The sequence below is a fragment of the Sphingobium limneticum genome (genome assembly GCF_008710155.1).
Taxonomy (GTDB): Bacteria; Pseudomonadota; Alphaproteobacteria; order Sphingomonadales; family Sphingomonadaceae; genus Sphingobium; species Sphingobium limneticum.
This window is the reverse complement of sequence record NZ_VYPZ01000036.1, coordinates 1-24,462: the sequence shown is the minus strand read 5'-3', so window position 1 is coordinate 24,462 and position 24,462 is coordinate 1. Positions and strand designations below refer to the sequence as shown.

The following is a 24,462-nucleotide window of genomic DNA, read 5'->3' as shown; positions in this document are numbered from 1 at the left end:
GCCCCAAGACTTGCAATCAGATTGTTTCGCTACGCACCCACAGGCTGACGCTTCCGCCGTTGACGCGCAGGTCGAGCTTCCCGGCATCGTCCGCGAAGATCTCTTCCTCGCAATGGCCAAGATAGTCGCGAAAGCCGGCCCCGGCATGGTCCGGCCCTAGATCTACCTGCTTCCATACTTCTGCGCCGTTCGACAGGATCGTCACGCAGCCCGGAGCATCTGACGTACCGTGGCGGATGAAGGCGATGCAGTGCGGATCGTCGAACAAATCCGTCTGCGGTCCGTTGGCGAAGCGCTTACGGGCCTCGATCAGCCTCGGCAGGCAGTCTATCCTAGACATCTCTACTTCATGACTTTCACCATCGTCACCCGTGTCGCTGTAATGCGCGCCATAGAGGTCGGGATAGAAGATGCAGGGTACGCCGTTTTCGCGTAGCAGAATAAGGGCATAGGCGAGTGGCTTGAACCAGGGCTCAACCGAGGCCTCCATCGCCTGTAGGGGCTGGGTGTCGTGATTGCCGACGAGCGTCACGGCATGGTCGGGGATCGCCGCCACCAGCGTGCCGTCGAAGATCGTCCGCAGGTCGAAGTCCGCCCCCGCCTTGGACGCATCGAAGAAGCGATGGTGGAGAGCCACGTCGAACAGCATGAGTTGCTGATCGACATGGTCGAGATACCGGGCCAGCACGTCCATGTCAGGATGCCAATATTCCGCTACGACGAAAAGCTCGCGGTCTACGGCCTCGCGGACATGCCGTACCCAGTCGCGGAAGAACCAGGCCGGAATATGTTTGGCCGCGTCGAGGCGGAAGCCGTTGCAGCGGACCTGGTCGGGCAGCCAGCGACCCCAATATTTCAGCTCCTCATAAACGGCGTTGTTTCTGAACTCGACATCTGATCCCATGAGATAGTCGAAATTGCCCATCTCCTCATCCACCTCGGCATTCCATTCGCCGTTGCCATATTCGTTGACCAGGCGGAAGACGCCATTCTCGTTGGGGTCCTCGATATGGTCCACGCCGCTGAAGCATTTCATGTCCCAGATAAACTGCGAATATTGGCCGCCGCGCCCCGGAAAGGTGAAACGGGTATAGGCGGATGCGTCGAACGCCTCATCCTCGATCTCTTCGCGGTTATCCGGATTGGCGCGCCGCACCTGCACGCGCTCCTTTTCGTCTGCGCCCATTTTATGGTTGAAGACCACATCGTGGATGACGCCGACGCCCACGTCCGAAAGGGACTGCGTTGCCCTTTCGAGGTCTGTGCGGTCGCCATATTTGGTTGCGATCGATCCCTTTTGGTCAAACTCGCCGAGATCGAAGAGATCATAAGTGTCATAACCGATGGAGGAAGTGCCTGAAGCCCCCTTATAGGCGGGGGGCAGCCAGACGTCGGTGATGCCCATATCGGCGAGGTCGTGCGCCTTCTCTGCTACTTCGGACCATAGTTTACCGCCGTCAGGCGTATACCAGTGGAAGAATTGCAGCAGGGTCCGTCCGCTCATGCATGCTCCAGTCAATTCGAGGGCAGCGCGATAACTGCTGGCGCCCTTATTGGTTTCCGGATCGGTGAAAAGATGATGCCAACCTTTTCAGTTCTCAATCCTAGATCAGTTAACGGACACCTGTTCGCGTGAAATCTAGAAAGGAACTTGTCCGCTCCTAAGGCCCAGATCTCAGCGGTATAACGGCTGCAAAGAGGCGACATCGACATGCAACACACGCACCGAGCCCTACATGTAGGCTATTGATGTTTCCAGCATCTATCGTTTTCGCCGATGTCATGATGCCAGCTATTGATTGTGTCGTATTGGGCGACAATTGCGCTCACAATGGCCGGATTTGACCGTGCTGCCGACGAGTGGATACTGCCACGTTTTGGCCGACAGCGCTGGGCATGAGTTTGCGTGGCTTCACGTGCCATAGTAGTCGGTCGATGGGCTTTCCCGAGTTCTGGCCAAGCTCGCGAAACCGGTAATTCGGCGCTTTCCCGCAGACGTCGCTATCGCAGATCTGGCAGCCTTGGAGCTTTGCAACTGCGCCTTACCGGCGGGAGACGGTCTCCCGGAGCCATTCGCGCAGATCCGTTACAACAGCTTATCCAGCGTAATGGGAAGATCCCGTACACGCTTGCCAGTCGCATTATAGACAGCATTCGCTACCGCTGCCGCTGTTCCTGTAATGCCAATTTCGCCAATGCCATGCGCGCCCATCGGTGTGTGCGGATCGGCAATGTCGGTCCAGATCACGTCGATATCGGGCACATCCAGATGGACAGGGATATGATATTCTGAGAGGCTTGGATTCATGATCCGGCCGTTGCGCTCGTCAAACTGGGTTTCCTCCATCAGCGCCATGCCCAGGCCCATGATCATGCCACCGCGAAACTGGCTGCGTGCCGTCTTGGGATTGAGAATGCGGCCGCAGTCGAACGATCCTAATATGCGGCGAACGCGCGTTTCGGCAGTGATCGAGTTGACTGCGATCTCGCAAAAGATCGCGCTGTGGGAATGCATCGACCAGTGCATCATTTCGAGCGGTTGCGAGGCTTCTTCAGACGCGACGATGCTGTCCATCTGCGCTCGGTTCAGGATAGAGGCATAGCTTTCCCGCCGGGTCGGATCGTCCAGCTTTACAAGCGCGCCGTCTTCGCTTCCAACCTCGGCCGACGTCAGTCCGGCGAGCGGCGAGTCATTGCCTGCCATCTTGAGAAGCTGCGCGACGAGCGCATTGTGGGCGGCGATCACAGCCCCGCCGATCGCAGCCGTCTGCTGCGAGCCGCCGGCCATGATTGCGCCGGGTATCGTCGAATCCCCGTAGCGGACATCGATCTTGTCCATCGGCAGGCCAAGCCGCTCGGCAGCTACAATGGCTGTCGTGGTGGATGTGCCCATCCCCATTTCATGCGCGGCGATTTCGACGGTCGCCGTGCCGTTCCTCGTCAAGGTGATCCGCGCGGCGGCACCGGGCATCCGGTAATAGGGATAGGTGCCGGTAGCGCAGCCCATGCCAATCAGCCATTCGCCCTCGCGTCGCGTGCCTGGCGTGGTGATGCGCTCTGACCAGCCGAACCGCTCAGCGCCTCGCCGCCATGCCTCAACGATGTGACGTGAGGAAAAGGGCAAGCCTGATATGGGGTCTTTTACCGGTTCATTGAGAATGCGCAGGTCTACCGGATCCATGCCGATTTCGGCTGCCAGTTCGTCAATCGCGCATTCCAGGGCGAACGTCCCTACCGCCTCGCCCGGCGCGCGCATGAAGGTGTTGGCCACCATGTCCATCTCGACCGTCTCGACGGATAACTTGAAACTGTCCGCGCCATAGCCGACCTTGGTGCCCAAGATGAAAGGCTCGGGCATATTATTGTGCGGGGTCATCGCGGCTATCCCGCTATGGATGATGCTCGTGAAACACCCGTCGGCCTGTGCGCCGATCGCGACACGCTGCTCCGTCAGGGTCCGTCCGCCGACGATGCGATATACGCCTTCGCGCGACAAGGCGATGCGCACCGGTCTGCCCGCCAGCTTAGCGGCGGCAGCCCCGATGATCTGATGCACCCACAAACCCTTGCTGCCAAACCCTCCACCGACATAAGGCGAGAGAATATGCACCTGTTCAGGCTTTAGGTCGAACACGCCTGCGATGGTCAGGCCTTGGGCCGTCACCATCTGGGTTGCGTCATGGATCACAAGCGTGTCGCCGTCCCACCAGATCGTCGCGCCATGCAGCTCGATCGGGTTATGGTTGTGCCGCGGCGTGCGGTAGAGATGGTCAATCTTATAAGGCGCTGCGGATAAGAATGCTTCCGCGTCGCCGATTTGGGTCAGCAACGGTTCGCCCATGAAAAGGCCCGGCTTCGGTCCGGCATCCTTCGCCGCTTTCAGCGATGTGATGGACGGTTCGATGCTATAGGTCGCGACAACCAGCGACCGTGCATGGTCCGCCTGCTCCTGCGTTTCTGCCAGCACGATGGCGATCGGCTGCCCGTTCCAGTGGATGCGATCATCCTGCATGACGGGCAGGTCGGCCGGTCCCACTGCGGTCGGCGATGAGCCGAACAGGGCCGGCGCATTCATGCGCGGCGCATTTTCATGGGTCATCACTAAGATGACGCCAGGCGCTGCCCGCGCGGCCGCCGTGTCGAGCGTTGCAATCCGGCCACGCGGGACGGCGGCGTGGACGAGGGCGGCATAAGCGATATCGGCCGCATCTACCTCAGCGGAAAAGCGTGCGCGTCCCTGGACTTTGAGTGGACCATCAAGGCGCGAAACGGGCGTGCCGATCAACCCATGCTTGCGGGCTATCAGGGGATCGGGGACGCCGCCGGGAATCCAACTGTCGGGCGCGAGCGGGACCAGCTTGCTCATCGCTCCCTGAACCAGGGTCTGCGCGGCGGATTTCGCTGAATCGATAATGCTCATGATGCGCCTCCCGCCAGATCCGCCAAGGTAGCAATCAGGGTCCGCGTCGCCAGTTCGATCTTGAAGCCATTCCGGCTGAGCGACTGGGCGTCGGCGAGTTCTGCCATAGCGGCCGCGCGGAACACCGGCTCAGTCGCCTCATGGCCTTGCAGCGCGGCTTCCGCCTTGAAAGCGCGCCATGGTTTGTGCGCCACGCCGCCCAGGGCAATGCGCGCATCGCTTATGTGGCCACCCTCGATCTTCAGCGCGGCGGCGACGGATATGAGGGCGAAGGCATAGCTCGATCGATCGCGAACCTTGCGATAGTTTGATCGGCTTGCGAAAGTCAGCGGCGGCAAGGCGATGGCGGTGATGAGTTCGCCCTGTTCCAGCGTGGTGTCGATATCCGGATGATCGCCCGGCAGGCGATGCAGGTCGATGAAGGGCAGGGTCCGCGCGCCGCCTTTCCCTTCCACATGCACCGTCGCATCCAGCGCAGCCAGAGCAACGCACATGTCGGAGGGGTGCGTGGCGACGCAGGCCGGTGATGCGCCAAGGATCGCGTGGTTGCGGTTGAAACCCTCCAAGGCGTCGCATCCCGATGCCGGCCGCCGCTTGTTACAGTGCGACCCGTCCGTATCGTAGAAATATGCGCATCGGGTGCGTTGCAGGAGATTACCACCGACTGTTGCCATGTTTCGGATCTGGCCAGAGGCACCAGCAAGAATGGCGCGCGCAAGCATCGGGTAGCGGGTTCGCACTACGCGATGCTCGGCAAGCGCAGTATTGCGCGCGGCGGCACCGATCAGCAGGCCCCCGTCATCACTCTGCGTGATAGCGCTCGATAGGCCGGTGACGTCTACCAGCTTCTCCGGCCGTGCCACCGTTTCGCGCATGAGATCGACCAGATTGGTGCCCCCGCCCAGATAGGCGGCCGCATGGCCTGCCCGTTGGCGCAGCGCGTCTGCACTGTCGACAGCTCGCACGTAGCTGAACGGGTTCATACCGCTGTCTCCCGGGTTTCGAGCACGTCGCGGATGGCATCGATGATCCCGTTATGAGCCCCGCAACGGCAGAGATTGCCGCTCATGCGCTCCTGCAATTCCTCGCGGGTCAAAGCCACATCTGCGGTGAGGTCCGCGCTGACATGGCTTGGCACGCCGCGCCTGACTTCGGCTGCCATGCCGATGGCCGAGCAAATTTGACCCGGCGTGCAATAGCCGCACTGAAAACCATCATGGACAATGAAGGCCTCCTGCATCGGGTGAAGGCCATTTTCGCCTGCCAGTCCTTCAACCGTGGTAATTTCCCGGCCTTCATATTGCACAGCCAAGGCAAGACAGGACAATATTCGCTCGCCATCAACAAGCACGGTACAAGCCCCACACGCGCCCTGATCACAACCTTTTTTCGTGCCAGGAAGATGCAGCGACTCTCGCAACAGATCCAGCAGCGACACGCGCGGATCATGGGGAACGGGGGCAGGAGAACCGTTGATGATGAGAGGCATCTGCGCTTCCTTCTTCCGGCAATCTTGCACAAACGGTCGCTTGGAGCTTTGGTGCCACACCGTAGCGAAATCAGATGGACGCGCCTGCCATGGCGGGAATTACCTCAGCCCGCAGCGCGGTCCGACAGGACGCCGCCACTGTAGTCAATCAAGCCTCGCAACGTTCGCGCCACTCATTTGTTAAGAGAACGGAGCGAGTGCGAGCCGGGTAAAAGTCCATGCGGGCATCTGCGCCAGGAGAGAGGCCAAAAATCCTGATGCCACCCGATTGCCCGGAGTTCGCCGATGTCTAAAATGACTGTTTCCGACCTTTTCACCCAGACCCTTCATCTGGCTGGCGTGAAGCGGATTTATGGCGTGGTGGGCGATAGCCTGAATGGGATCACCGAGAGCCTGCGGCGTCAGGGCACAATTGACTGGGTCCATGTCCGGAACGAGGAGGCAGGCGCATTTGCCGCCGGTGCCGAGGCGCAGCTTACTGGCGAACTGGCGGTTTGCGCCGGGTCCTGCGGTCCGGGTAACATGCATCTGATCAATGGGCTTTATGATTGCCATCGGACCCGCGTTCCCGTTCTTGCCATTGCCGCCCAGATTCCAAGCGCCGAGATCGGCTCTAATTATTTTCAGGAGACTAAGCCTGAAGCCCTGTTCAAGGATTGCAGCGTCTATTGCGAGACGATCTCGGATGCTGACCAGATGCCGCGAACGCTTGAGACGGCGATACGGGCGGCGGTAGGGCATCGAGGTGTTGCGGTCGTATCGATCCCGGGTGACGTTGCGCTACAGGCGGCCAAAGGTCAGATCGCTCGATCTGCCGATGCGCTGCTACCAGCTAAGTCCACCCTGAGCGCTCATTCTGACGAGCTTGAAAAACTCGCGACCATGCTCAATGAGGCTGGCCGCATCACGATCCTTGGCGGGCGGGGGTGCAGGGATGCCCATACACAATTATTGCAAATCGCCGGTGCACTCCAAGCGCCCATCGTCCATGCGCTTGGCGGAAAAGAATGGGTCGAATATGCTAATCCCTATGATGTGGGGATGACCGGCTTGATCGGCTTTTCATCGGGCTACGAGGCGATGATGGCATGCGATCTCCTCCTGATGCTCGGCACAGATTTTCCTTATCGTCAATTTTATCCGACCAAGGCCAAGGTCGTGCAGATCGACGTGCGGCCGGAAAATTTGGGGCGCAGGACTCCTATCGATCTTGGCGTGCTCGGTAATGTCGGTGCGACGATCGAGGCGATACTTCCCTTGGTGCAGGCCAACCGCGATAATGGCTTCCTCGCATCGGCCAGAGACGATTATGCCAAGGCACGAAAGGAGCTTGACGATCTCGCCGAGGGGAAGCCAGGTGGTATCCTTCATCCCCAGCATGTGGCCCGGGTGCTGAGCGAGCAAGCGAGCGACGATGCAGTCTTTGCTTGCGACGTCGGCACGCCGACGGTCTGGGCAGCGCGCTACCTTAAGATGAATGGCCGTCGCAGGCTCCTTGGATCTTTTAATCATGGCTCGATGGCAAACGCGCTGCCTCAGGCAATCGGGGCGCAGGTCTCTTATCCGGATCGGCAGATTGTCACATTGTCTGGTGATGGCGGCCTTGCAATGCTGATGGGCGAACTGTTGACCTTGCGGCAGCTCAACCTGCCGGTGAAGATCATCCTTTTCAACAACGGCACCCTGGGTTTTGTCGAAATGGAAATGAAAGCGGCAGGCCTTATCGAGACGGGGGTCGCGCTCGACAATCCGGACTTTGCCGCCATGGCGCGCAGTATCGGCATTCACGGTGTGCGTGTCTCGGATCCAGGGGAGCTGGAAAGCGCTATGCACGACGTCCTGTCGCACCCTGGACCTGCCTTGCTGGATGCCGTGACGGCACGAACGGAGCTGTCCCTACCACCCAAGGTCACACTTGAGCAGATGAAGGGCTTTACGCTCTATATGGCCAAAGCGATCATGAGCGGGCGCGGTGACGAGATCATCGAGCTTGGCAAGACCAATGCCGGATTTCTGCGAAAGCTATTCTAAGTTTGAGTGCCCAATTTAATAAATGCCTTAGACAACCAACAAATCCGGGGCGGGACGGATGCCTATCCAGGTTGGTCGCCCGTTATTTTCCATGCAAACTAGGTCCATTCGAACGCGCACGATGAAGCCTGTCACCGCGCATCCACCGTTATAAACGCAGGTTAAGGATTCACGAAAAATGCTTGCTGGTCGTGCCCCAAGGTGACCAAAGCACATCTCGCGCGTTAGGGCGGAACGGACTGAATGTCTCGGTCCGTGCTTCGAACACCAGCGGTGGACCATCCGATGAGCAGCTAGGCTGGCATCGTGTTGGGGGCCTGGCGCGGGTGCGATCGGAGGTGCCCGCGTAGAAAGGACATTCCGGCATGGCAAAGTCACCTAAGTCCAGCAGCAAGCCAACCGGCGGCGAGACCCATCAGAGTGCGGAGGGTCTGGACACGGCGGTCCTTACGACCAACCACGGTGTGCCCGTATCCGACAATCAAAACTCGCTGAAGAGCGGTTCGCGCGGACCTACGCTGCTCGAAGACTTTGTCCTGCGCGAGAAGATTTTCCACTTCGATCACGAGCGCATTCCCGAGCGGATCGTCCATGCCCGCGGCTCCGGCGCACACGGGGTTTTTGAGGCGATCGACGATATCTCCGACCTGTCGAAGGCTGCGGTCTTCACCAAGGGCGAGAAGACCGAGGTTTTCGTCCGCTTTTCCACGGTCGCTGGCGGCGCCGGCTCAGTCGATACCCCGCGCGACGTGCGTGGCTTCGCGGTCAAGTTCTACACTCGCGAGGGCAACTGGGATCTGGTTGGAAACAACATCCCGGTATTCTTCATCCAGGATGCGCTGAAGTTTCCGGACCTAGTTCATGCCGTGAAGATGGAGGCCGACCGCGGTTATCCCCAGGCCGGCAGCGCGCACGACACCTTCTGGGACTGGGCGTCGCTGATGCCGGAAACGACCCATATGCTCATGTGGGCGATGTCAGACCGCACCCTACCGCGTTCGTTCCGGACGATGGAAGGGTTTGGGGTGCATACCTTCAAGCTGGTCAACGCGGCGGGCAAAGCGAGTTTCGTCAAATTCCACTGGAAGCCGCGGCTCGGCATCCAGTCTACGATCTGGGACGAGGCGCTCAAGCTTCAGGCCGCCGACAACGACTATCAGCGCCGCGACCTGTTCGAGGCGATCGATACTGGCGATTTTCCGCAGTGGGATCTCGGCATCCAAGTGTTCGACCAGGCCTTCGCGGACGCCCAGCCCTATGATGTGCTCGACGCGACCAAGCTCATTCCTGAGGAGGATGTGCCGGTCCGGTTGATCGGGACGCTGACCCTCAACCGCAATGTCGACAACTTCTTCGCCGAGACCGAGCAGGTGGCATTCCTGCCATCGAACATTCCACCGGGCATCGACTTCTCGAATGACCCTCTGCTGCAGGGACGCCTCTTTTCCTATCTCGACACCCAGAACTCGCGCCTCGGCACGACCAACTTCCATCAGATCCCGATAAACGCGCCGCGTTGCCCATTTGGCAATTTCCAGCGCGACGGCAAAATGCAGACGATGGTGCCCAAGGGGCGCGCCAATTATGAGCCGAACAGCCTCGCCGCACATGGCGAGGAGGGCGGACCGCGTGAGAGCCCCATGGCCGGGTTTGCGACGGTGGATGCCGTGACGGGGTCGGATGAGAGCGGCGAGAAGCTGCGGGTCCGCTCGGAGACCTTTGCCGATCACTACAGCCAGGCTCGGCTGTTCTACCGCTCGCAGACTGAGAGCGAGCAGGCGCATATCGCCTCGTCCTTCGTGTTCGAGCTGTCGAAGGTCGGCCTGCTCGACCAGGTGCCTGGCCGCATGGTCGCCAATCTTCGCAACGTCGACGAGGGTCTGGCGAAGCGGGTGGCCGCCGGCCTCGGGATCGAGTTGCCGAAGAAGGCTCCGGCCGCAAAGACGCCGATCGACATGAAGCCGTCGGACGCGCTCTCGATTCACAAAAATATGAAGGCGACGCTCGAGGGCCGTGCGGTGGGAATCCTGATCGCAGACGGGACCGACGCTGCCGAATTCTCGACCGTCATGACGGCGGTGAAGAAGGCCAAGGGCAAGGCGGTGGTGGTTGCTCCCAAGGTCGGTGGCGCGAAGCTCTCCGACGGAACGGTGCAGAAGGCCGACGGTCAACTCGCCGGATCGCCGAGCCAGATCTTTGACGCGGTGGCGATCGTGTTGTCGGAGGAAGGTTGTGCCGCCCTGCTCAAGGAGGCGGCGGCGGTCGACTTTGTGATGAACGCGTTCGGGCATCTCAAGGCGATCGGCGCGAGCAAGGCCGCACAGCCGTTGCTCGACAAGGCCGGGGTCGAACCCGACGAAGGTGTGACTGGTCTGGACGGCGCGTTCGTGAAGGCCGCCGCGCAGCGCTTCTACGCACGCGAACCTTCGCTGAGGATGCTGGCATGAGTGCGAGCGGGATGTTCGATCCGTTCAGCGCCTGGTCGCGCATGGTGTCAGCCGGGCTCGACATGCAATCTACCTGGCTGCGCAGTGCGGAGACCATGAGGGCGTCGGGCGACGTCATCACGGCGCGTACGGAGATGATGCGGATGGCGACCGCCGCACCCATCACTGGCAACTACGTCGAGCTATCGCGGATGGTGCCGGAAAAGGTGGCGGCGTTCAGTCGCAGCGCGGAGGCGATCGCCCGCGACACCATCGCGATGCAAACGGCCTTGGTCGCACAGATGCAGCGGGCGGGAATGATGATGCTTGCCGGGAGAATGCCAACCGCTGCTGAGGTGACTACGCTTGCCAGCCAGAGCGCCAACTATGCAGTTGGCGTGATGACCGCGGGGGCGAAGATGGGGAAGGGCGCTCTGGGACCGGTTCATCGCACCGCGACCGGCAATGCGCGGCGGTTGAAGGAAGCGCGGGCACGATGAGCCTCTCGATCCATGCCAGTCTCGACTATTGGTTCGAGCAGCCGACCGACGTGCTCCTCCAGATCGAGGCCGCCGCGATTCCCGAACAGGTGATCGACGCTGCGCATATCGACATCACGCCCACCGAGCATTTCGCGCGCGTCGCCTCGCACGACATGATCGGTGAAAGGATATGGATGCGCGTGCAGGGCCAGTTGCTGGTCGACTATCGCGCCACCGTCCGCATCGAGCGGGTGCTGGACAACTGCCTCAACCTCCCGCTCGTCGCGCCGCATCAGTTGCCTGGTGAGACCGTTCAGTATCTCTGGTCTTCACGCTACTGCCCCTCAGATCAGTTCGAAACCTTCGTTGCAACGGAGTTCGGTGGTACCGAGGGCGGAGCGAAGATCGTCGCGATGCGTGACTGGATCGCGGGTCACTTTGCCTATGTTCCAGGCGTCAGCACGTCCGAGACGACAGCGCTCGACACCTTCGTAAAGCGCCAGGGCGTCTGCCGGGACTACGCCCATGTCATGATCACCTTCGCCCGTGCCGCGGGCATCCCGGCTCGTATCGCAAGTGTGTATGCGCTTGGCGTAGAGCCGCCCGACTTCCATGCGGTCGCCGAGGTCTTTGTGGGCGGTGAATGGCATCTGGTCGATGCGACGGGCATGGCCAAGGAGCGTGACATGGCGAAGATCGGGATCGGTCGCGACGCCGCGGACGTAGCTTTCCTGACGGCCTTCGGGACCGCAGTGATGAATAGCCAGAGCGTCGAGGTCACCGCCGCATGACGACACCGTTTTCTATCGCCTTCGTTGGAGCTGGCCCGACCGCCATCTACACCTTCTGCGCATTTCTGCGGGAGATTAGCGGCACGGCGCAGGTCACGATCTACGAGGAGCAGCCTCGCGCTGGCCTTGGCACGCCCTACCGGCCGGGATGGAACGACCCTGCGATGCTTTCGAACATCGCATCCATCGAGATCCCGCCGATCAGCGAGACATTGATCGACTGGCTAGAGCGGCAGCCTCGCGCGCGGCTGGTCCGGCTTGGGATCGATCCGGATCAGATCGACGACCATGCCTTCTACCCGCGCGTCGCCCTCGGCGAGTATTTCCTCGATCAGTTCAACGGCCTGATCGACGAGGCCCGCACGCGAGGGATCAGCGTCGAGATTGCAACGAGCTGCAGGGTGACCGACATCCGCGCGGAGGATGGCGGCCTGCATCTGTCGGTCGAGCCGCGCCACGGCGAGGCGTGCGAACGAATTTACGACCGCGTCGTGCTCGCGACCGGCCATCAGTGGCCGGAGGAGCCTGAGGTGCGGCCCGGCTATTTCCTGAGCCCGTGGCCAGCGACGGCGCTGCAGCGCATCCCGCCGGTGTCGGTCGGAATTCGGGGCAGCTCGCTAACGGCGATCGACGCTGCGGTGGCGCTGGCCGTCGCGCACGGCACGATGATCGAGACCGAGAGTGAGGCGATCGATTACCGCATCCATCCAGGCGCCGAGAAGCTGTGTATCACCATGATGTCGCGTAAGGGCCTGCTCCCCGAGGCCGATTTCTACTATCCGATCCCGTTCGAGCCGCTGTCCACCTGCACGCCCGAAGCAATCGAACGGCTGATCGCAGAGGACTGCGCCCATCTGCTCGACGGATCCTATGACCTGTTCCGGGCGGAGTTGGCCACCGCCGATCCGGGCTATGCGGATAAGGTCGGGCTATCCGAGCTATCGCTTGAAGACTTCGCCGAACGCTATTTCGCCGAACGTGTCGCGGCCGATCCGTTCGAGTGGGCGGTTGCCAATGTCGCCGAGGCGCGGGAAAACTTCGAGCGGAAATATACCGTGCCCTGGCGCTATGCGATCCTGCGCATGCACGAGGTGCTGGGGCTGATCGTGCCCCATCTTGAGGAGGAGGCGCTCAAGCGCTTCAACCGCTATCTGAAGCCCGTGTTCGTCGATGAGTATGCGACCGTTCCGCATCTCTCGATAGAACGGCTGTTGGCGTTGCACCGCGCCGGACATCTCTCGGTCATCGCGCTGGGCGAGGATCACAGGATCTATACAGGTGGGTCGGAGCGGGGCGCAGTCGTCACCGTCGGGGGCGAGCGTCGGCATTTTCCGGCCTTCATCGACGCGACCGGGCAGCGGCCGCTGGAAGCCGAGAAGTTCCCGTTTCCGACATTGCTCGAGCAGGATGTCATCCGTGACGCAGCAGAGGACGATGCGCCGGGCATAAAGGGCATCGTGGTAGACGAGGATTTCCATCCGGTGAGCGATCACCCGGCGCGCGATCGGCTTTTCTGTCTCAGCATCCCGTTCATCCTCGAACGCCATCCCTTCGTTCAGGGCATCACCAGTTCGCATGAGTTGGGTGGGACGGTCGGAGCGGCTCTGGCGCAGGCGGCTGATGCGATGAGAGACCGACAGGGCGAAGCGTTCGGGGATGAGGAGAGGGCCTCGTGAAACTCTGGGCGATCTACATCGGCGGCGAACATCCCTCGGCGAACATCGAGATTCACGACGTTCGGCTCGTGGTCGCGAAGACGATCAAAGCGACCCATGACCAACTCCGGGCCGAGTGGTGGGGCACACCGGGGACGCTTCACGTCGATTGCTATGCCGAGATCAGCCATGCCGATGGCTGGACCGTCGACCTGCGGCCAGAACCGTCAGGTGCTCGCGAGAAGCTGTGGTTCGTTAATCTTGGCGGCTATGATGGCAAGGACTTCGCTGAGCAGCATCGGAATATGTTTGTGGTGGCCACCTCCATGAAGGAGGCGAAGGTTCGCGCGCTCGCGACCATTTCAGACTGGAAGGATGCGCACCGCGACGACATCTACGAAGCCGAGAAGGCGTTCGCGCTCGACGGGCTCATCGGTGACGGGCTGCATATTCATCTGACGCCCCACGCAGCTTTAGGTCAGCCGCCCTTCATCTGCCGTTACATCCCGCTGAAATAGACGTGCGCTAAACGAAAACGCCGCCCGTTGAGGGGCGGCGCTTTGCTTGAGAGTGGGCGGGAGATTATTCCGCGCCGCTTCCAACCGGCGTGGTCTTCGGCGCCTTGCCGTCCTCGACCCGCCCTTCATTCCGCAGATCGCGGCCCTCCTGCGCCTTCTTCTGCGCCTCGGGCGTCTTGCCGTGCTCGTTCAACTCTTCCTTGACGTAGCCAGCGGCCTCCTTGGCCTTTCCTTCGATGCTCATGTCACTCTCCTTGTGCATTTTTGGTCTGTTGAACTAAACTTCTCGCGAATGTTCTCGTTCCACAGCACCGTCTGTTTGTGGTGGGTGGAGGTAGATAGAGTGAGCCGTTATTAACTGCTGATGGCTCGAGTCCTGACGGAAGGTAGCTATCCAGGCCCGACCGGCGAACGACGCATTCCGGTATCGGACTACCAGAACCATGCGATTGGCATGTACATGGGTGGCAATAACGGCTCGGAGATACGCCCAACATGCGTTTGAAAATCGCCGAAAATTTCCTCGGACGTCGCTACCCTTTTCAATTCATGCATGTTCTCTTGGCGCAGTCCTGTTCGAGACGATCGGGGGCAGACGGCTCAGTTTCACTGTGTCTTATTCACAAAGCTTGTCAGCGCTTGTACCAAAGCCAGGTGCGTCAGACCCTGCGGCATATTGCCAAGATAGCGACCTGAAACAGGATCGGCCATTTCTGGATAAACGCCTACGCCCAAGTCCAGCGCATCGATGAGGCTGTCGAACATCTGTTCGGCTTTCGCCTTTTCGCCCAGAAGCGCCCAGGCCTCAATCATCCAGAAGGTGCAGGCCAGGAAGCATCCTTCTTCCTGTTCCATCCCGCTGTAGCGATGATGATAGGGACCGCTGGCGAGTTCGCGGTCGATTGCCTCCAGCGTGCGGCGCAGACGATCCGTCCCGTCGAACCGGAAGCGGACCGCCAGCGCGATCGAGGCATCCAACTGATCCGTTCCCGGGTAGAAAGTGTAGGCGCCCAGCGCTTCGGACCAGCAATGTTCAGCGATCCAGCCTTCCACCCGATCCCGCTCGCGCGCCCAACGGTCCCGGCAGGTGGTCGGCAGATGGCCATCGTCGGCCAGTTCGACCGCCCGCGCCAGCGCCTGCCAGCAACTGATCTTCGACATGGTGTAATGTTCTTTGTCCGGCAATTCCCACATGCCACTGTCCTTTTGTCGCCAAAGATCGGCGCATTCGTCGGCCAGATGGGACAATATCTCGGCGCTGCGGGAATCGAGAATATTGCCGCTTTCAACGAAGCGGGACGCCGTCTCGAATATGTCGCCATAAACGCCATGCTGGTGCTGATCTGTTGCGATATTGCCTACGCGTACAGGGGAGGAAGCGCCATAGCCCGGCACGGCGACAGATCGTGCGTCCGGAACCCTGCCACCCCAGATCGAATAGCAGACACGCGGGCCATGTTCCTCAAGTTGGTTGAGCAGCCAGCTGAGCGCCGCCTTTGCCTCGGCCTGCGCCCCAATGCGCAAGAACGCCTTGATGGTATAGCCTGCATCGCGAACCCAGGCGTAGCGATAGTCGTAATTCTTATTGCCGCCGATATGTTCAGGCAGCGACGTGGTGGCCGCTGCAGCGATCGCGCCGCTTGGCGAGAAGAGCAGTAGCTTGAGCGCGAGCGCGCTGCGGACAAGAAGCGGGCGACTTGGTTCTTCGTGAACGATCTTGCTCGCCCACACGCGCCATTCCTCATCCGATGTGTCGATCCTTGCGCTGATTTCCGCAATAGTAGGGACCACCAGCGGCTCATCCTCACCCGCCACAATCGCAATGATTTCCTGCTCGCCGGCCGCAATGCTGACCGACGCACATAGCCCTGCGTCTTCCTTCATGGTGATCGTCACACCCTGGCTACGCAGGCACAATCCAAGCACCCGCCCGACATGGAAGACATCATTACCCCCTATTACCTGCATATAGGGTGAGACGGTGTCGGCTCGCCGCCCGAGGCGAAGCTGCATCCTGAAATGCACCCGACCTTCCAGGCCTTCAATGCGGCGCGCCAGTTCGCACCAGGGCAGTCGGCCGGCCGATCCGCTGTTCATCGACTCAACAATCCGCGCCTTGCCGCTGGCGGTCGCGAATGTCGATTCAAGCACATTACTTTCCGGCCTGTAGCGCCGTTCGACACGATACGCCTCGGTTGGTTCAATGCTGAAATACCCGCCATCGGCCGGGTCAAGCAGGCGGTCGAACAAGGGCGGCGAATCCAGATTGGGTACGCACCACCAGTCGATCGAACCGTCGGCGCCGCTTAGCGCAACCGACCGTCCGTCACCCAGCGCGCCATAGTCTTCAAGAGCCAGATAGCCCTCCCCGTTGCGGCGGGCCTGGGGACGATCATGAGGTAGCGTGGCGATGGTAACATCCTGGGGTTCGACTTGACGGAATGGAGACACAACTCATGAGACTGGCGCCTGATCCGCTATTTTTCCATGGAGACGATCCCGTCCACAGACGTTGCGTAGGTTCATCTGTCCATCAGGAGAAAGATATGAGCGTCGCATCCGCCTTCGGTTTCGGATCGGACAAAAAGGTCCGTTACGCCTTTGTCGGGCTGGGCGACATCACGCAGGAGGCGATGTTGCCCGGCGTTGCCCATACCGGCAATTCGACGATCGCGGCCTTTGTTTCCAGCGACCCGGAGAAGCTCCGCGCCTTGTGCGACAAATATGATGTCGATGGCGGTTATAGCTATGATCAATTCGACGCCCTGCTGGCATCGGGCACGATCGACGCTATCTATGTCGCGACGCCTAACTGGCGTCACGCCGAGTTCGTAATCCCTGCGCTGGAAGCGGGCATCCATGTACTGGTAGAAAAGCCGCTCGAAATATCCCTGGAAAAATCACTTGAGATTCTCGCTGCGGAAAAGGCTTCAGCCGCAAAGCTGATGGTTGCGTATCGGCTGCATTTCGAACCGGCGACTCTCGACACAATCGCGCGTATCCAGAAGGGCGAGCTTGGACAGACGATCGCCTTCACCTCCACATTCGCGCAGATGCTCGATCCCAAAAATCATCGTGCCAAGAATGGCGTGCTGGCCGGCCCATTGTTTGACATGGGGCCTTATCCGATCAATGCGGCGCGATATTGCTTTGACAGTGAACCTACCGAAGTCGTTTCCGCTGTCGCCACGCGCCATCCTGAAGCAGGCTTCGGCGATCTGGACGATACCGTCGCTGTCACGCTGCGTTTCCCCGGCGAACGGCTGGCGCAATTCACCGTTTCCTACTTTGCCAACACAATCGACAGCTTTTTCGTCGTGGGGACCAAGGGCAGCATCCAGATGAACCCCGCTTTTATGTTCGGCATGGGTCTGGAGCAGCATGTCGTTATCGGCGATGAGCGTCGGCATGTGCCGCACAAGGCGACGGACCAGTTTGGCGGCGAACTGCGCTATTTCTCCGACTGCATTCTCAACGATCGCGCGCCCGAACCAGACGGCGAAGAAGGCTTTGCCGATGTGCGGGTGATCGCCGGCATTCTCAAATGCCTGGAAACCGGTCAGCCTCAGAAGCTCGAACCCTTCAGGCGCCATCGTCAGATCGACCCCGATACGCAGAAAGAAACGCTCGGCCTCAAAAAGCCGCCCGAACTGGTCGGTGCCTCCAATCCCGCACGCGGGAAGGAGTGATCGAACGATCGACAGCCCAATCAGGCCTCGTGGCCTACCTATCGCACAATTGAACAAGGAGCCCCCGATGGCCGATCGCCTCACCCTGCAGGACCCCCGCACCCAATATCCCGTGCCGCCCTTCCCCAAGCAGCCACAACCCGTTCCTGGCATTGCCGCACAGATGAATCCCAAGCCCGATCACGGCGAGGAAAGCTATGTCGGATCGGGCAAGCTGACGGGCCGTAAGGCACTTGTGACCGGCGCGGATTCCGGCATCGGTCGCGCGGCCGCCATCGCCTATGCCCGTGAAGGTGCCGATGTCGCCCTGTCTTATCTTCCGGCCGAGGAAGAAGACGCCAAAGCCGTGGTTGCGCTGATCGAAGCGGAAGGGAGAAAGGCAATCGCGCTGCCGGGCGACATCACGGACGAAAATTGGTGCCGCGACCTCGTCGCCCAGACCGTCGAACAACTAGGTGGCCTCGATATTCTGGTTATCAATGCCGGCCGGCAACAATATCGCGACGCGATCGACGAGGTCAGCTCGGATGATTTCGACCGCACGATGAAGACCAATCTCTACGCCATGCACTGGATTGCGCAGGCAGCGGTGCCGCATTTGCCCGCTGGCGCTTCAGTCATCACCACAGCCTCGGTGCAGGCGTACGAACCGTCCGCCATTCTTCTTGATTACGCTACGACGAAGGCAGGAATTGTTGCTTACACCAAGGCTCTGGCCAAACAGCTGATCGAAAAGGGCATTCGCGCCAATGTCGTTGCGCCTGGTCCGTTCTGGACAGTGTTGCAGTCTAGCGGTGGCCAACCGCAGGAAAAGGTGATGGAGTTCGGCAAGCAGAGCCAGTTTGGACGCCCTGGACAACCGGTGGAGATTGCCCCTGTCTATGTACTGCTGGCGAGCCAGGAGGGCAGCTACATCACCGGCGAAGTTTTTGGTGTGACCGGCGGCGCCGGCATAGCCTGAGCACGCACTTCCTGCGCCTGTCGTCTGGAGACTAGATATATTATGAAAACGGCAATTGTAACGGGCGGGGCGCAGGGCATTGGTAAGGGCATCACCCAAGCTCTGCTGACGCAAGGCTGGCGCGTGGCGGTGCTTGATCGCGACGCCGAGGCGGTTCGTGGCTTGAGCAGCGAACTACCATCGGGAAATCTTATCGTCATTCGTGCCGATGTCGCCAGCGAGCGCGACATCGAAAAGGCGTTCGAGAAGATCATCGAATGGAATAGGGAAGGGGACGCGGCCCACGGCATTGATCTGCTCGTATCCAATGCGGGCCTTGCTGATCCGCTCAACGGCCCGATTGAGCAGCTTGAGCTCAAAAAATGGCAGGCATGGCAGGACAGCCACGTAACGGGCGCCTTTTTGATGGTTCGTGCCGCCGTTCCCCTGCTGCGGCAAAGCAAGGGGTCGATCGTGATCATGGCGTCGACCCGCGCAATCCAATCGGAGCCCGATACAGAAGCCTATGCGGCGGCCAAGGGGGCTTTATGCGCTCTCACCCATGCTCTAGCGATCAGCCTTGGTCCCGACATCCGGGTCAACGCCATCCTGCCTGGCTGGATCGAGACGCGGCCTTGGGCGAAAGCGCAAACGCGTGAAGCCGTAGAGCATCGTGCGATCGATCGGGAGCAGCACCCGGTTGGTCGCGTTGGGGAACCCGCCGACATCGCCGCAACTGTCCTGTTTCTGGCATCCGATGGCGCCGGCTTCATCACCGGTCAGCAAATTGCCGTTGATGGCGGCATGACGCGCAAGATGATCTACGCGCACTGAGGTGGGACTTTGCAACCCTGCCATTGCCAGCAGAGCGCTTGGACATTGGGTTTGAGACCGCCTATGGCCCCTCCATGTTCCCACCCCATCCAACCGATCCCGGCGATGACGAAAGCAAAGAGCCGGATTTCGTGGTCATCGATGTCGAAACGGCATGCGCCCGCGTCAGTAGCATCTGCCAGATCGGTATCGTCGGGTTCCGCAATGGCGCAGTCACCTTTGAGTATGAGTCGCTGGTCGACCCGCGGGATCATTTCAGCAGCTTCAACACGCGCATTCACGGGATTGCCGCCAGGCATGTCGTGGGCCAACCCTGCTTTGCCGATGTCCATGCCGTCGTGCACAGTCATTTGAGTGGTCGCACGACCGTTGCCCATTCCTATTTCGATAAAGGGGCCCTCGCCGCAGCCTGCCTGGTCCATGACCGCGCGATGGTCGAGACGACATGGCTCGATAGTGTGCGCGTTGCCAAGCGCGTATGGCCCGAGCTTCCCAGTCACCGGCTCAACATCGTGGCGAAGCATCTGGGTATCCCGCTCAAACATCATGATGCACTAAGCGATGCCCGCGCGGCAGGGATGATCATCGTAAAGGCGATCGACCATACAGGCTCGCAATTGACCGACTGGCTGGCGCCACCGCCCAGAAAACGTCCGCCGCCTTTGCCAAGGCCAGCGACCGGAGGGATGCTCAAGGGCCAGCGCATTGCCATCCTTGGCGAGCCGCGTGACGGTCCACTGGCGCAGCGCATTGCGGCCAATGGTGGGAAGATCATGGCGTCAGTCGGCGCGACCACGACGATGCTGGTCGTCGCGGCAGATGAGCCGTTCGGCTATGTCCGTTACGATGCGCAGTTCAAAAGGGCTGAGGCATATCGAGCGTCAGGTTCCGATATCCAGATCGTGTCGGCAGCCTCTCTGCTCAAAGCACTGCCCTTGTAAGAGTTTCACCGGTTAGCCCACGCGTCTGCATTGACGCAGACCATTGACCAAGGACGCTCGCATCGGATGCATGGGTGGGATCCTGGCAGAAGAACGGGCCATGTTAAATCGGCCATGCCCGTCACAGACTGACCCAATGCTATGAGTTATTGACCGGGCGCGCAGGCGTTCGCCCGGTCAACGCGGAGATTGCGCGCTAACTGGATTTGGCGTCTTTGCGAGACGGTGTCGACGTGGACATAAGATCGATACCTGCACCAGAAATAGCTTCTGCAAGCGCCTTTCCATCATATGGCTTTGCAAGGAGAGCAACCTTGGGATCGGCGCGATCAAATTCCAGTTGCGTATCACCGGTAGCAAAAATCACGCCTATTTCAGGTAGGAGCGCGCGCGCCTGAGCAGCCAGTTCGGGCCCAGCCATTCCCGGTAGATTGACGTCGGTGATCAGCACGTCGACATGGGTGGTCTGAAGCGCGGAAATCGCGTCTTCGGCACTCATTGCCTCGATCACGGTCAGTCCCAGTTCCTTCACCATTTCCGCCGTGTTCATCAGGATGAGTGCATCATCCTCAACAATCAAAACAAGGACCTTCCGACGCGAGGATGGCTCGGTCGGCGTTGCTCGCTGAGGCATTAATCGGGCGAGGTTGCGTTGCCGCTGATTTGCCAGAACGTGCCGGAATTTGCGCGCGAGGGCATCACGGGAATAGGGCTTGGAAAGAAGTTCGACGCCGGCATCCAGGCGACCGCCATGGACGATCGAATTCTCTGTATAGCCTGAGGTGAACAGCACGGCGATGTCTGGTTGGCGCTCGCGCGCCATGCGCGCCAGTTCCGCGCTCTTGAGGCGCCCGGGCATGACGACATCGGTGAACAGCATGTCGATCTGGATGCCGCTTTCGATGACGCTCAGAGCGCTGCTGGCATCAACAGCCTTGAGGACCCCATAGCCCAAGTCGCTCAACATCTCGACGACCGTCGCGCGAACCGCATCGTCATCTTCGACGACCAGTACGGTTTCACTGCCACCGCGGATCGGCCCGCTGTCAAGTTCGACCTCCACATCCTCATTTTCCACCGAGCGGGGGAAGTAAAGTTTGATGGTCGTGCCTTCGCCAACCTCGGAGTAGATTTTGATGTGTCCGCCAGACTGTTTGACGAAACCATAGACCATCGAAAGCCCAAGACCCGATCCCTTGCCCTCGCTCTTGGTCGAAAAGAACGGGTCAAAAACCTTGTCGATAATATCGGCCGGAATGCCCGTGCCGGTGTCGGTAACAGCCAGCATCACATATTGACCGGCCACGACTTCGCTATGGGTACGCGCATAATCATCGTCGAGGCTGGCATTGCCGAGCTCGATCGTGAGCCTGCCCTGTCCATCCATCGCGTCCCGGGCGTTGATCGCGAGATTGAGCAGTGCGTTCTCGACCTGTGCCGGATCGACAAATGTGTTCCAGAGCCCACCAGCAACGATGGTCTCTATCTCGATGCCCTCACCGATAGCGCGGCGGAGCATATCGTCCATATCGCGTACGAAGCGTGTAACATTCACCACCTTGGGCTCAAGCGCCTGCCGCCTGCCAAAGGCCAGAAGCTGGGCGGCGAGCTTGGCGCCCCGGGTAACGCCGGCCATTGCGTTGGCGACACGCGTCTGCGCCTTCTCATTGTCGGCGATGTCGCGGGCCAGCAGCTGGAGATTGCCCGATACGACCTGCAAGAGATTGTTGAAATCATGGGCAACGCCGCCGGTCAGCTGGCCGATCGTTTCCATCTTCTGCGATTGGGCCAGGATCGCTTCAGCCTGGCGGCGCTCTGCGATTTCCTCGATGACGCGTGTTTCCAGCGTCTCGTTGAGCTGGCGCAGTTGTTCCTCTGCGCGCTCGCGGTGCTGGATCAGGCGCTCTAACGCAGCCTCGCGCTGAACGCGATCCTCAATGTCGAATACCAGCACATGGAAGCCGGAAACCGAGCCGTTCGCTTCAACCCGAGGGATGTAGCGAACCTCGGCCGCGCGATCCTGGCCGGAATGGTGGGGCATCGTGGTATCGGCGACCACCCACTCGCCTGCCATCGCCCGCTCGATCAGCGGCAGGCGGTCGGCATAGGTCTTCTCGCCGACGACATCGCGAATATGCCGACCGATGACCTGGGATGGCGGTGTACCCAGCCAGTCCTCGTAGAAACTGTTGGCAAAGCGGTAGACATGTTCTGTATCGACATAAGAGATCAGGACCGGCAGCGAGTCCGTGATGATCCGCAGCTCATGTTCGCTTTTGGCCAAAGCGCGCTGCGCTTCTACCTTTTCGGTATTCTCGATAACGGTGCACATGACACCGCCGACCTTGCCATCCTCATCATATATAGGCGTATAGAAGAGGTCGAAAATGACCTCCTCCGGCGTCCCATAGCGGTTGAGTATCATGGGCTGATCGCGGTGCGAGACCACCTCGCCACGGAACCCTGAAGCCAGGATCTCGCGGTTGAAATCCCAGATTTCGGGCCAGATGCCCGGCACGGTGCCACCCATGGCCCTGGGGTGATAATCCCCGGCTATGGCGACATAGCCGTCATTATAGATCATGACGTGATCTGGCCCCCACATCAATACCTTGGGGACAGGCGAATTGAGGACATTGTTTACTGTGGCCCGCAGTTGCGCTGACCATCGAGCCGGGCTGCCAAGCTGAGTGGCCGTCCAATCCTGCTGGCGCATCAGGTCAACGCAGGTGCCACGCCCCCGCAGCCATCCAAATGGATCGCCCGAACCGACCCCCTCCCGCTCACGCAGCAGTTTGAGCGCGGTGCGTACCACCTCACTGGCATTACCATAATCGCCAATCTCGAGACGGGTCTCGATAAAGCGATCAAGCTCTGGCGTGAGGGAGACGTTTCTGGAAAGGCGATTGGGCATAGGCGGTGGATTACCGCCTTGCCGTGCTGTGTCAATAACTGGCACATCAATCGGAATCAGAACGTCGAACGCAAATTTGGATGTGCTGGATCAGGCAATCATCAGTCGAAGGGTCAGAGCGCGAAGGTCAGCGTGACGTCCAAACCATCATCGCGCCATGCCGTGTCGATGGTGCCGCTGCGCGCGCGCATGATCCGCCCGATGAGGGCAAGGCCCTGGCCGCCATCGCGTACATGCTCGACGACCGGCGCGAAACTATGCTCCGCCCAGAAGATGGACAATGACCGATCATCTGCTTCCCCGCAGATTTTGACTGAACCACCATATTTAATCGCGCCATGTTTGGACGAGTTGACGGTCAGCTCCCCGATGACCAGGGCGATCGCATCGGCTCTCCCCTTGTCGATCGTACATGCTGGCAGACGTTCGATTTCAACGCCGCAATGCTCATTGCTGAACGGTTCGACGAGGGCCGAAACAAGGTCGTTAAGATCGCAAGGGGTGTCGGTTTCTGCGAAAAGAACCTGGGCGCGGCTCAGCCCGACAAGTCTCTCGGTCATCTGCTCTGCAAATTCGGAATGATGTGGGTTGCCGCGCGCAAATCCCATCAGCAGGCTGGCAATCATGGTATAGGTGTTCTTGAGTCGATGGCGCAATTCACTGGTAGCGATGTCCAAAGCGTCGCGGCTCGTCTGGTTCTCGGTCGCATCGCGGGAGACGGCCAGATAGCCGGCATGCTCACCCAGATCGTTTTTCACGGCAGACACAGTGACGTCCCACCAGCGCGCTGTACCTTTTTGTGTAGGGCAAAAGGCTCGAAAGCGGACGGGCTTGCCGAGTTCAGCTTCGCTGTAGGACGCTCGGATCACCGATTGCGTTTCTTCCGGCCAGAAATCGGCCCACTGCTGTCCGGCGACGGTCGAGAAATCATCGATCTCCATCGCGCACATGCCATTGGCATTCATGTATCTGACTTCGCCAAGAAGCCCAATGATCTTGACGCAATCGACGCTCTGGTCGAGCACCGCGGCAAGTGACGCAGGCGAAAAGGAGGCGACTTCGTTGGACATGTTCAATTTGGTCTCGGGCACAGATTCTCGGGTTGGATCGGAAACCACAATTTAGAGTCATCACTCTTCGTCGGGCTTCCTAGCGCGATAGAGGCAACGAGTCTCGCGTTATGACGAGATTGCTTCGAACGGCTGTGATCTGCCCCCACCGAGTGGCCCGATTGGTTTGTTAGTGGATTAAGCCCATCGCCGCCATATCCGGACGGAGGTGGAGCGAAGCGGAACCGGAGGCCGGATATGGCGGTGTCGCCGTTTCCGGTGC

At 60.1% G+C, this 24,462-nt stretch carries 19 protein-coding genes; 10 read left to right on the top strand and 9 right to left on the bottom strand.

Going from position 1 to position 24,462, the window contains the following annotated elements:
• Nucleotides 1-16 precede the first annotated feature (16 nt).
• The 4 genes from amyA to F4U94_RS21830 form a co-directional block, all read right to left on the bottom strand.
• Entirely contained in the window at nucleotides 17-1,504 is a 1,488-nt protein-coding gene (amyA, locus tag F4U94_RS21845; protein WP_150412236.1) for an alpha-amylase, read from the bottom strand.
• 582 nt (nucleotides 1,505-2,086) lie between these two features.
• Nucleotides 2,087-4,420, bottom strand: a complete 2,334-nt coding sequence (locus F4U94_RS21840; RefSeq protein ID WP_120252888.1) for a xanthine dehydrogenase family protein molybdopterin-binding subunit — start codon at nucleotides 4,418-4,420, stop codon at nucleotides 2,087-2,089.
• Entirely contained in the window at nucleotides 4,417-5,403 is a 987-nt protein-coding gene (locus F4U94_RS21835) for an FAD binding domain-containing protein (RefSeq protein WP_120252889.1), read from the bottom strand. The genes F4U94_RS21840 and F4U94_RS21835 overlap by 4 nt, the downstream gene beginning before the upstream one ends.
• Nucleotides 5,400-5,909: a 2Fe-2S iron-sulfur cluster-binding protein gene (locus tag F4U94_RS21830; RefSeq protein WP_120252890.1), complete on the bottom strand. Its 510-nt coding sequence runs from the start codon at nucleotides 5,907-5,909 to the stop codon at nucleotides 5,400-5,402. The genes F4U94_RS21835 and F4U94_RS21830 overlap by 4 nt, the downstream gene beginning before the upstream one ends.
• A gap of 285 nt (nucleotides 5,910-6,194) precedes the next feature.
• On the opposite strand from F4U94_RS21830, the gene poxB reads away from it, so the two are divergent.
• From poxB to F4U94_RS21800, 6 genes are all read left to right on the top strand, one after another.
• Nucleotides 6,195-7,940 carry a ubiquinone-dependent pyruvate dehydrogenase gene (gene poxB / locus F4U94_RS21825; RefSeq protein ID WP_120252891.1) on the top strand — a complete coding sequence of 582 codons (1,746 nt, stop codon included), beginning with the start codon at nucleotides 6,195-6,197 and terminating at the stop codon, nucleotides 7,938-7,940.
• 365 nt (nucleotides 7,941-8,305) lie between these two features.
• Nucleotides 8,306-10,387: a catalase gene (locus F4U94_RS21820; RefSeq protein ID WP_120252892.1), complete on the top strand. Its 2,082-nt coding sequence runs from the start codon at nucleotides 8,306-8,308 to the stop codon at nucleotides 10,385-10,387.
• Nucleotides 10,384-10,866: a hypothetical protein gene (locus F4U94_RS21815; protein WP_120252893.1), complete on the top strand. Its 483-nt coding sequence runs from the start codon at nucleotides 10,384-10,386 to the stop codon at nucleotides 10,864-10,866. The genes F4U94_RS21820 and F4U94_RS21815 overlap by 4 nt, the downstream gene beginning before the upstream one ends.
• On the top strand, nucleotides 10,863-11,639 hold the full coding sequence (locus tag F4U94_RS21810) for a transglutaminase-like domain-containing protein (RefSeq protein ID WP_120252894.1): 777 nt from the start codon (nucleotides 10,863-10,865) through the stop codon (nucleotides 11,637-11,639). Before F4U94_RS21815 ends, F4U94_RS21810 begins: the two co-directional genes overlap by 4 nt.
• On the top strand, nucleotides 11,636-13,315 hold the full coding sequence (locus F4U94_RS21805) for an FAD/NAD(P)-binding protein (protein ID WP_120252895.1): 1,680 nt from the start codon (nucleotides 11,636-11,638) through the stop codon (nucleotides 13,313-13,315). The genes F4U94_RS21810 and F4U94_RS21805 overlap by 4 nt, the downstream gene beginning before the upstream one ends.
• On the top strand, nucleotides 13,312-13,812 hold the full coding sequence (locus F4U94_RS21800) for a DUF1543 domain-containing protein (protein WP_120252896.1): 501 nt from the start codon (nucleotides 13,312-13,314) through the stop codon (nucleotides 13,810-13,812). Before F4U94_RS21805 ends, F4U94_RS21800 begins: the two co-directional genes overlap by 4 nt.
• A 64-nt stretch (nucleotides 13,813-13,876) precedes the next feature.
• Here the strand turns inward: F4U94_RS21800 and F4U94_RS21795 are convergent, their stop codons facing one another.
• A complete protein-coding gene (locus tag F4U94_RS21795; RefSeq protein WP_120253522.1) occupies nucleotides 13,877-14,056 on the bottom strand; it encodes a hypothetical protein in 180 nt (59 codons plus the stop codon).
• 362 nt (nucleotides 14,057-14,418) lie between these two features.
• Nucleotides 14,419-16,170 carry a glycoside hydrolase family 15 protein gene (locus tag F4U94_RS21790; RefSeq protein WP_150412237.1) on the bottom strand — a complete coding sequence of 584 codons (1,752 nt, stop codon included), beginning with the start codon at nucleotides 16,168-16,170 and terminating at the stop codon, nucleotides 14,419-14,421.
• A 188-nt stretch (nucleotides 16,171-16,358) separates the two neighbouring features.
• Here F4U94_RS21790 and F4U94_RS21785 point away from each other — a divergent pair, with 188 nt between their 5' ends.
• The 4 genes from F4U94_RS21785 (at nucleotide 16,359) to F4U94_RS21770 (ending at nucleotide 20,216) form a co-directional block, all read left to right on the top strand.
• Nucleotides 16,359-17,501 carry a Gfo/Idh/MocA family protein gene (locus F4U94_RS21785; RefSeq protein ID WP_120252897.1) on the top strand — a complete coding sequence of 381 codons (1,143 nt, stop codon included), beginning with the start codon at nucleotides 16,359-16,361 and terminating at the stop codon, nucleotides 17,499-17,501.
• A gap of 67 nt (nucleotides 17,502-17,568) precedes the next feature.
• Nucleotides 17,569-18,462 (top strand): SDR family oxidoreductase, encoded by an 894-nt coding sequence (locus tag F4U94_RS21780; RefSeq protein ID WP_120252898.1) that lies wholly within the window; start codon nucleotides 17,569-17,571, stop codon nucleotides 18,460-18,462.
• A gap of 42 nt (nucleotides 18,463-18,504) precedes the next feature.
• Nucleotides 18,505-19,275, top strand: a complete 771-nt coding sequence (locus F4U94_RS21775) for an SDR family NAD(P)-dependent oxidoreductase (RefSeq protein ID WP_093018094.1) — start codon at nucleotides 18,505-18,507, stop codon at nucleotides 19,273-19,275.
• A 74-nt stretch (nucleotides 19,276-19,349) separates the two neighbouring features.
• A complete protein-coding gene (locus tag F4U94_RS21770; protein WP_093018150.1) occupies nucleotides 19,350-20,216 on the top strand; it encodes an exonuclease domain-containing protein in 867 nt (288 codons plus the stop codon).
• Nucleotides 20,217-20,412: 196 nt separating this feature from the next.
• Here the strand turns inward: F4U94_RS21770 and F4U94_RS21765 are convergent, their stop codons facing one another.
• The 3 genes from F4U94_RS21765 to F4U94_RS21755 form a co-directional block, all read right to left on the bottom strand.
• Nucleotides 20,413-23,130 carry a type II toxin-antitoxin system ParD family antitoxin gene (locus F4U94_RS21765; protein WP_150412235.1) on the bottom strand — a complete coding sequence of 906 codons (2,718 nt, stop codon included), beginning with the start codon at nucleotides 23,128-23,130 and terminating at the stop codon, nucleotides 20,413-20,415.
• Nucleotides 23,131-23,243: 113 nt separating this feature from the next.
• Nucleotides 23,244-24,200: an HWE histidine kinase domain-containing protein gene (locus F4U94_RS21760; RefSeq protein WP_120252900.1), complete on the bottom strand. Its 957-nt coding sequence runs from the start codon at nucleotides 24,198-24,200 to the stop codon at nucleotides 23,244-23,246.
• 169 nt (nucleotides 24,201-24,369) lie between these two features.
• Nucleotides 24,370-24,462: integrase catalytic subunit (locus F4U94_RS21755; protein WP_126000317.1), on the bottom strand; the 93-nt coding region annotated here is incomplete at its 5' end.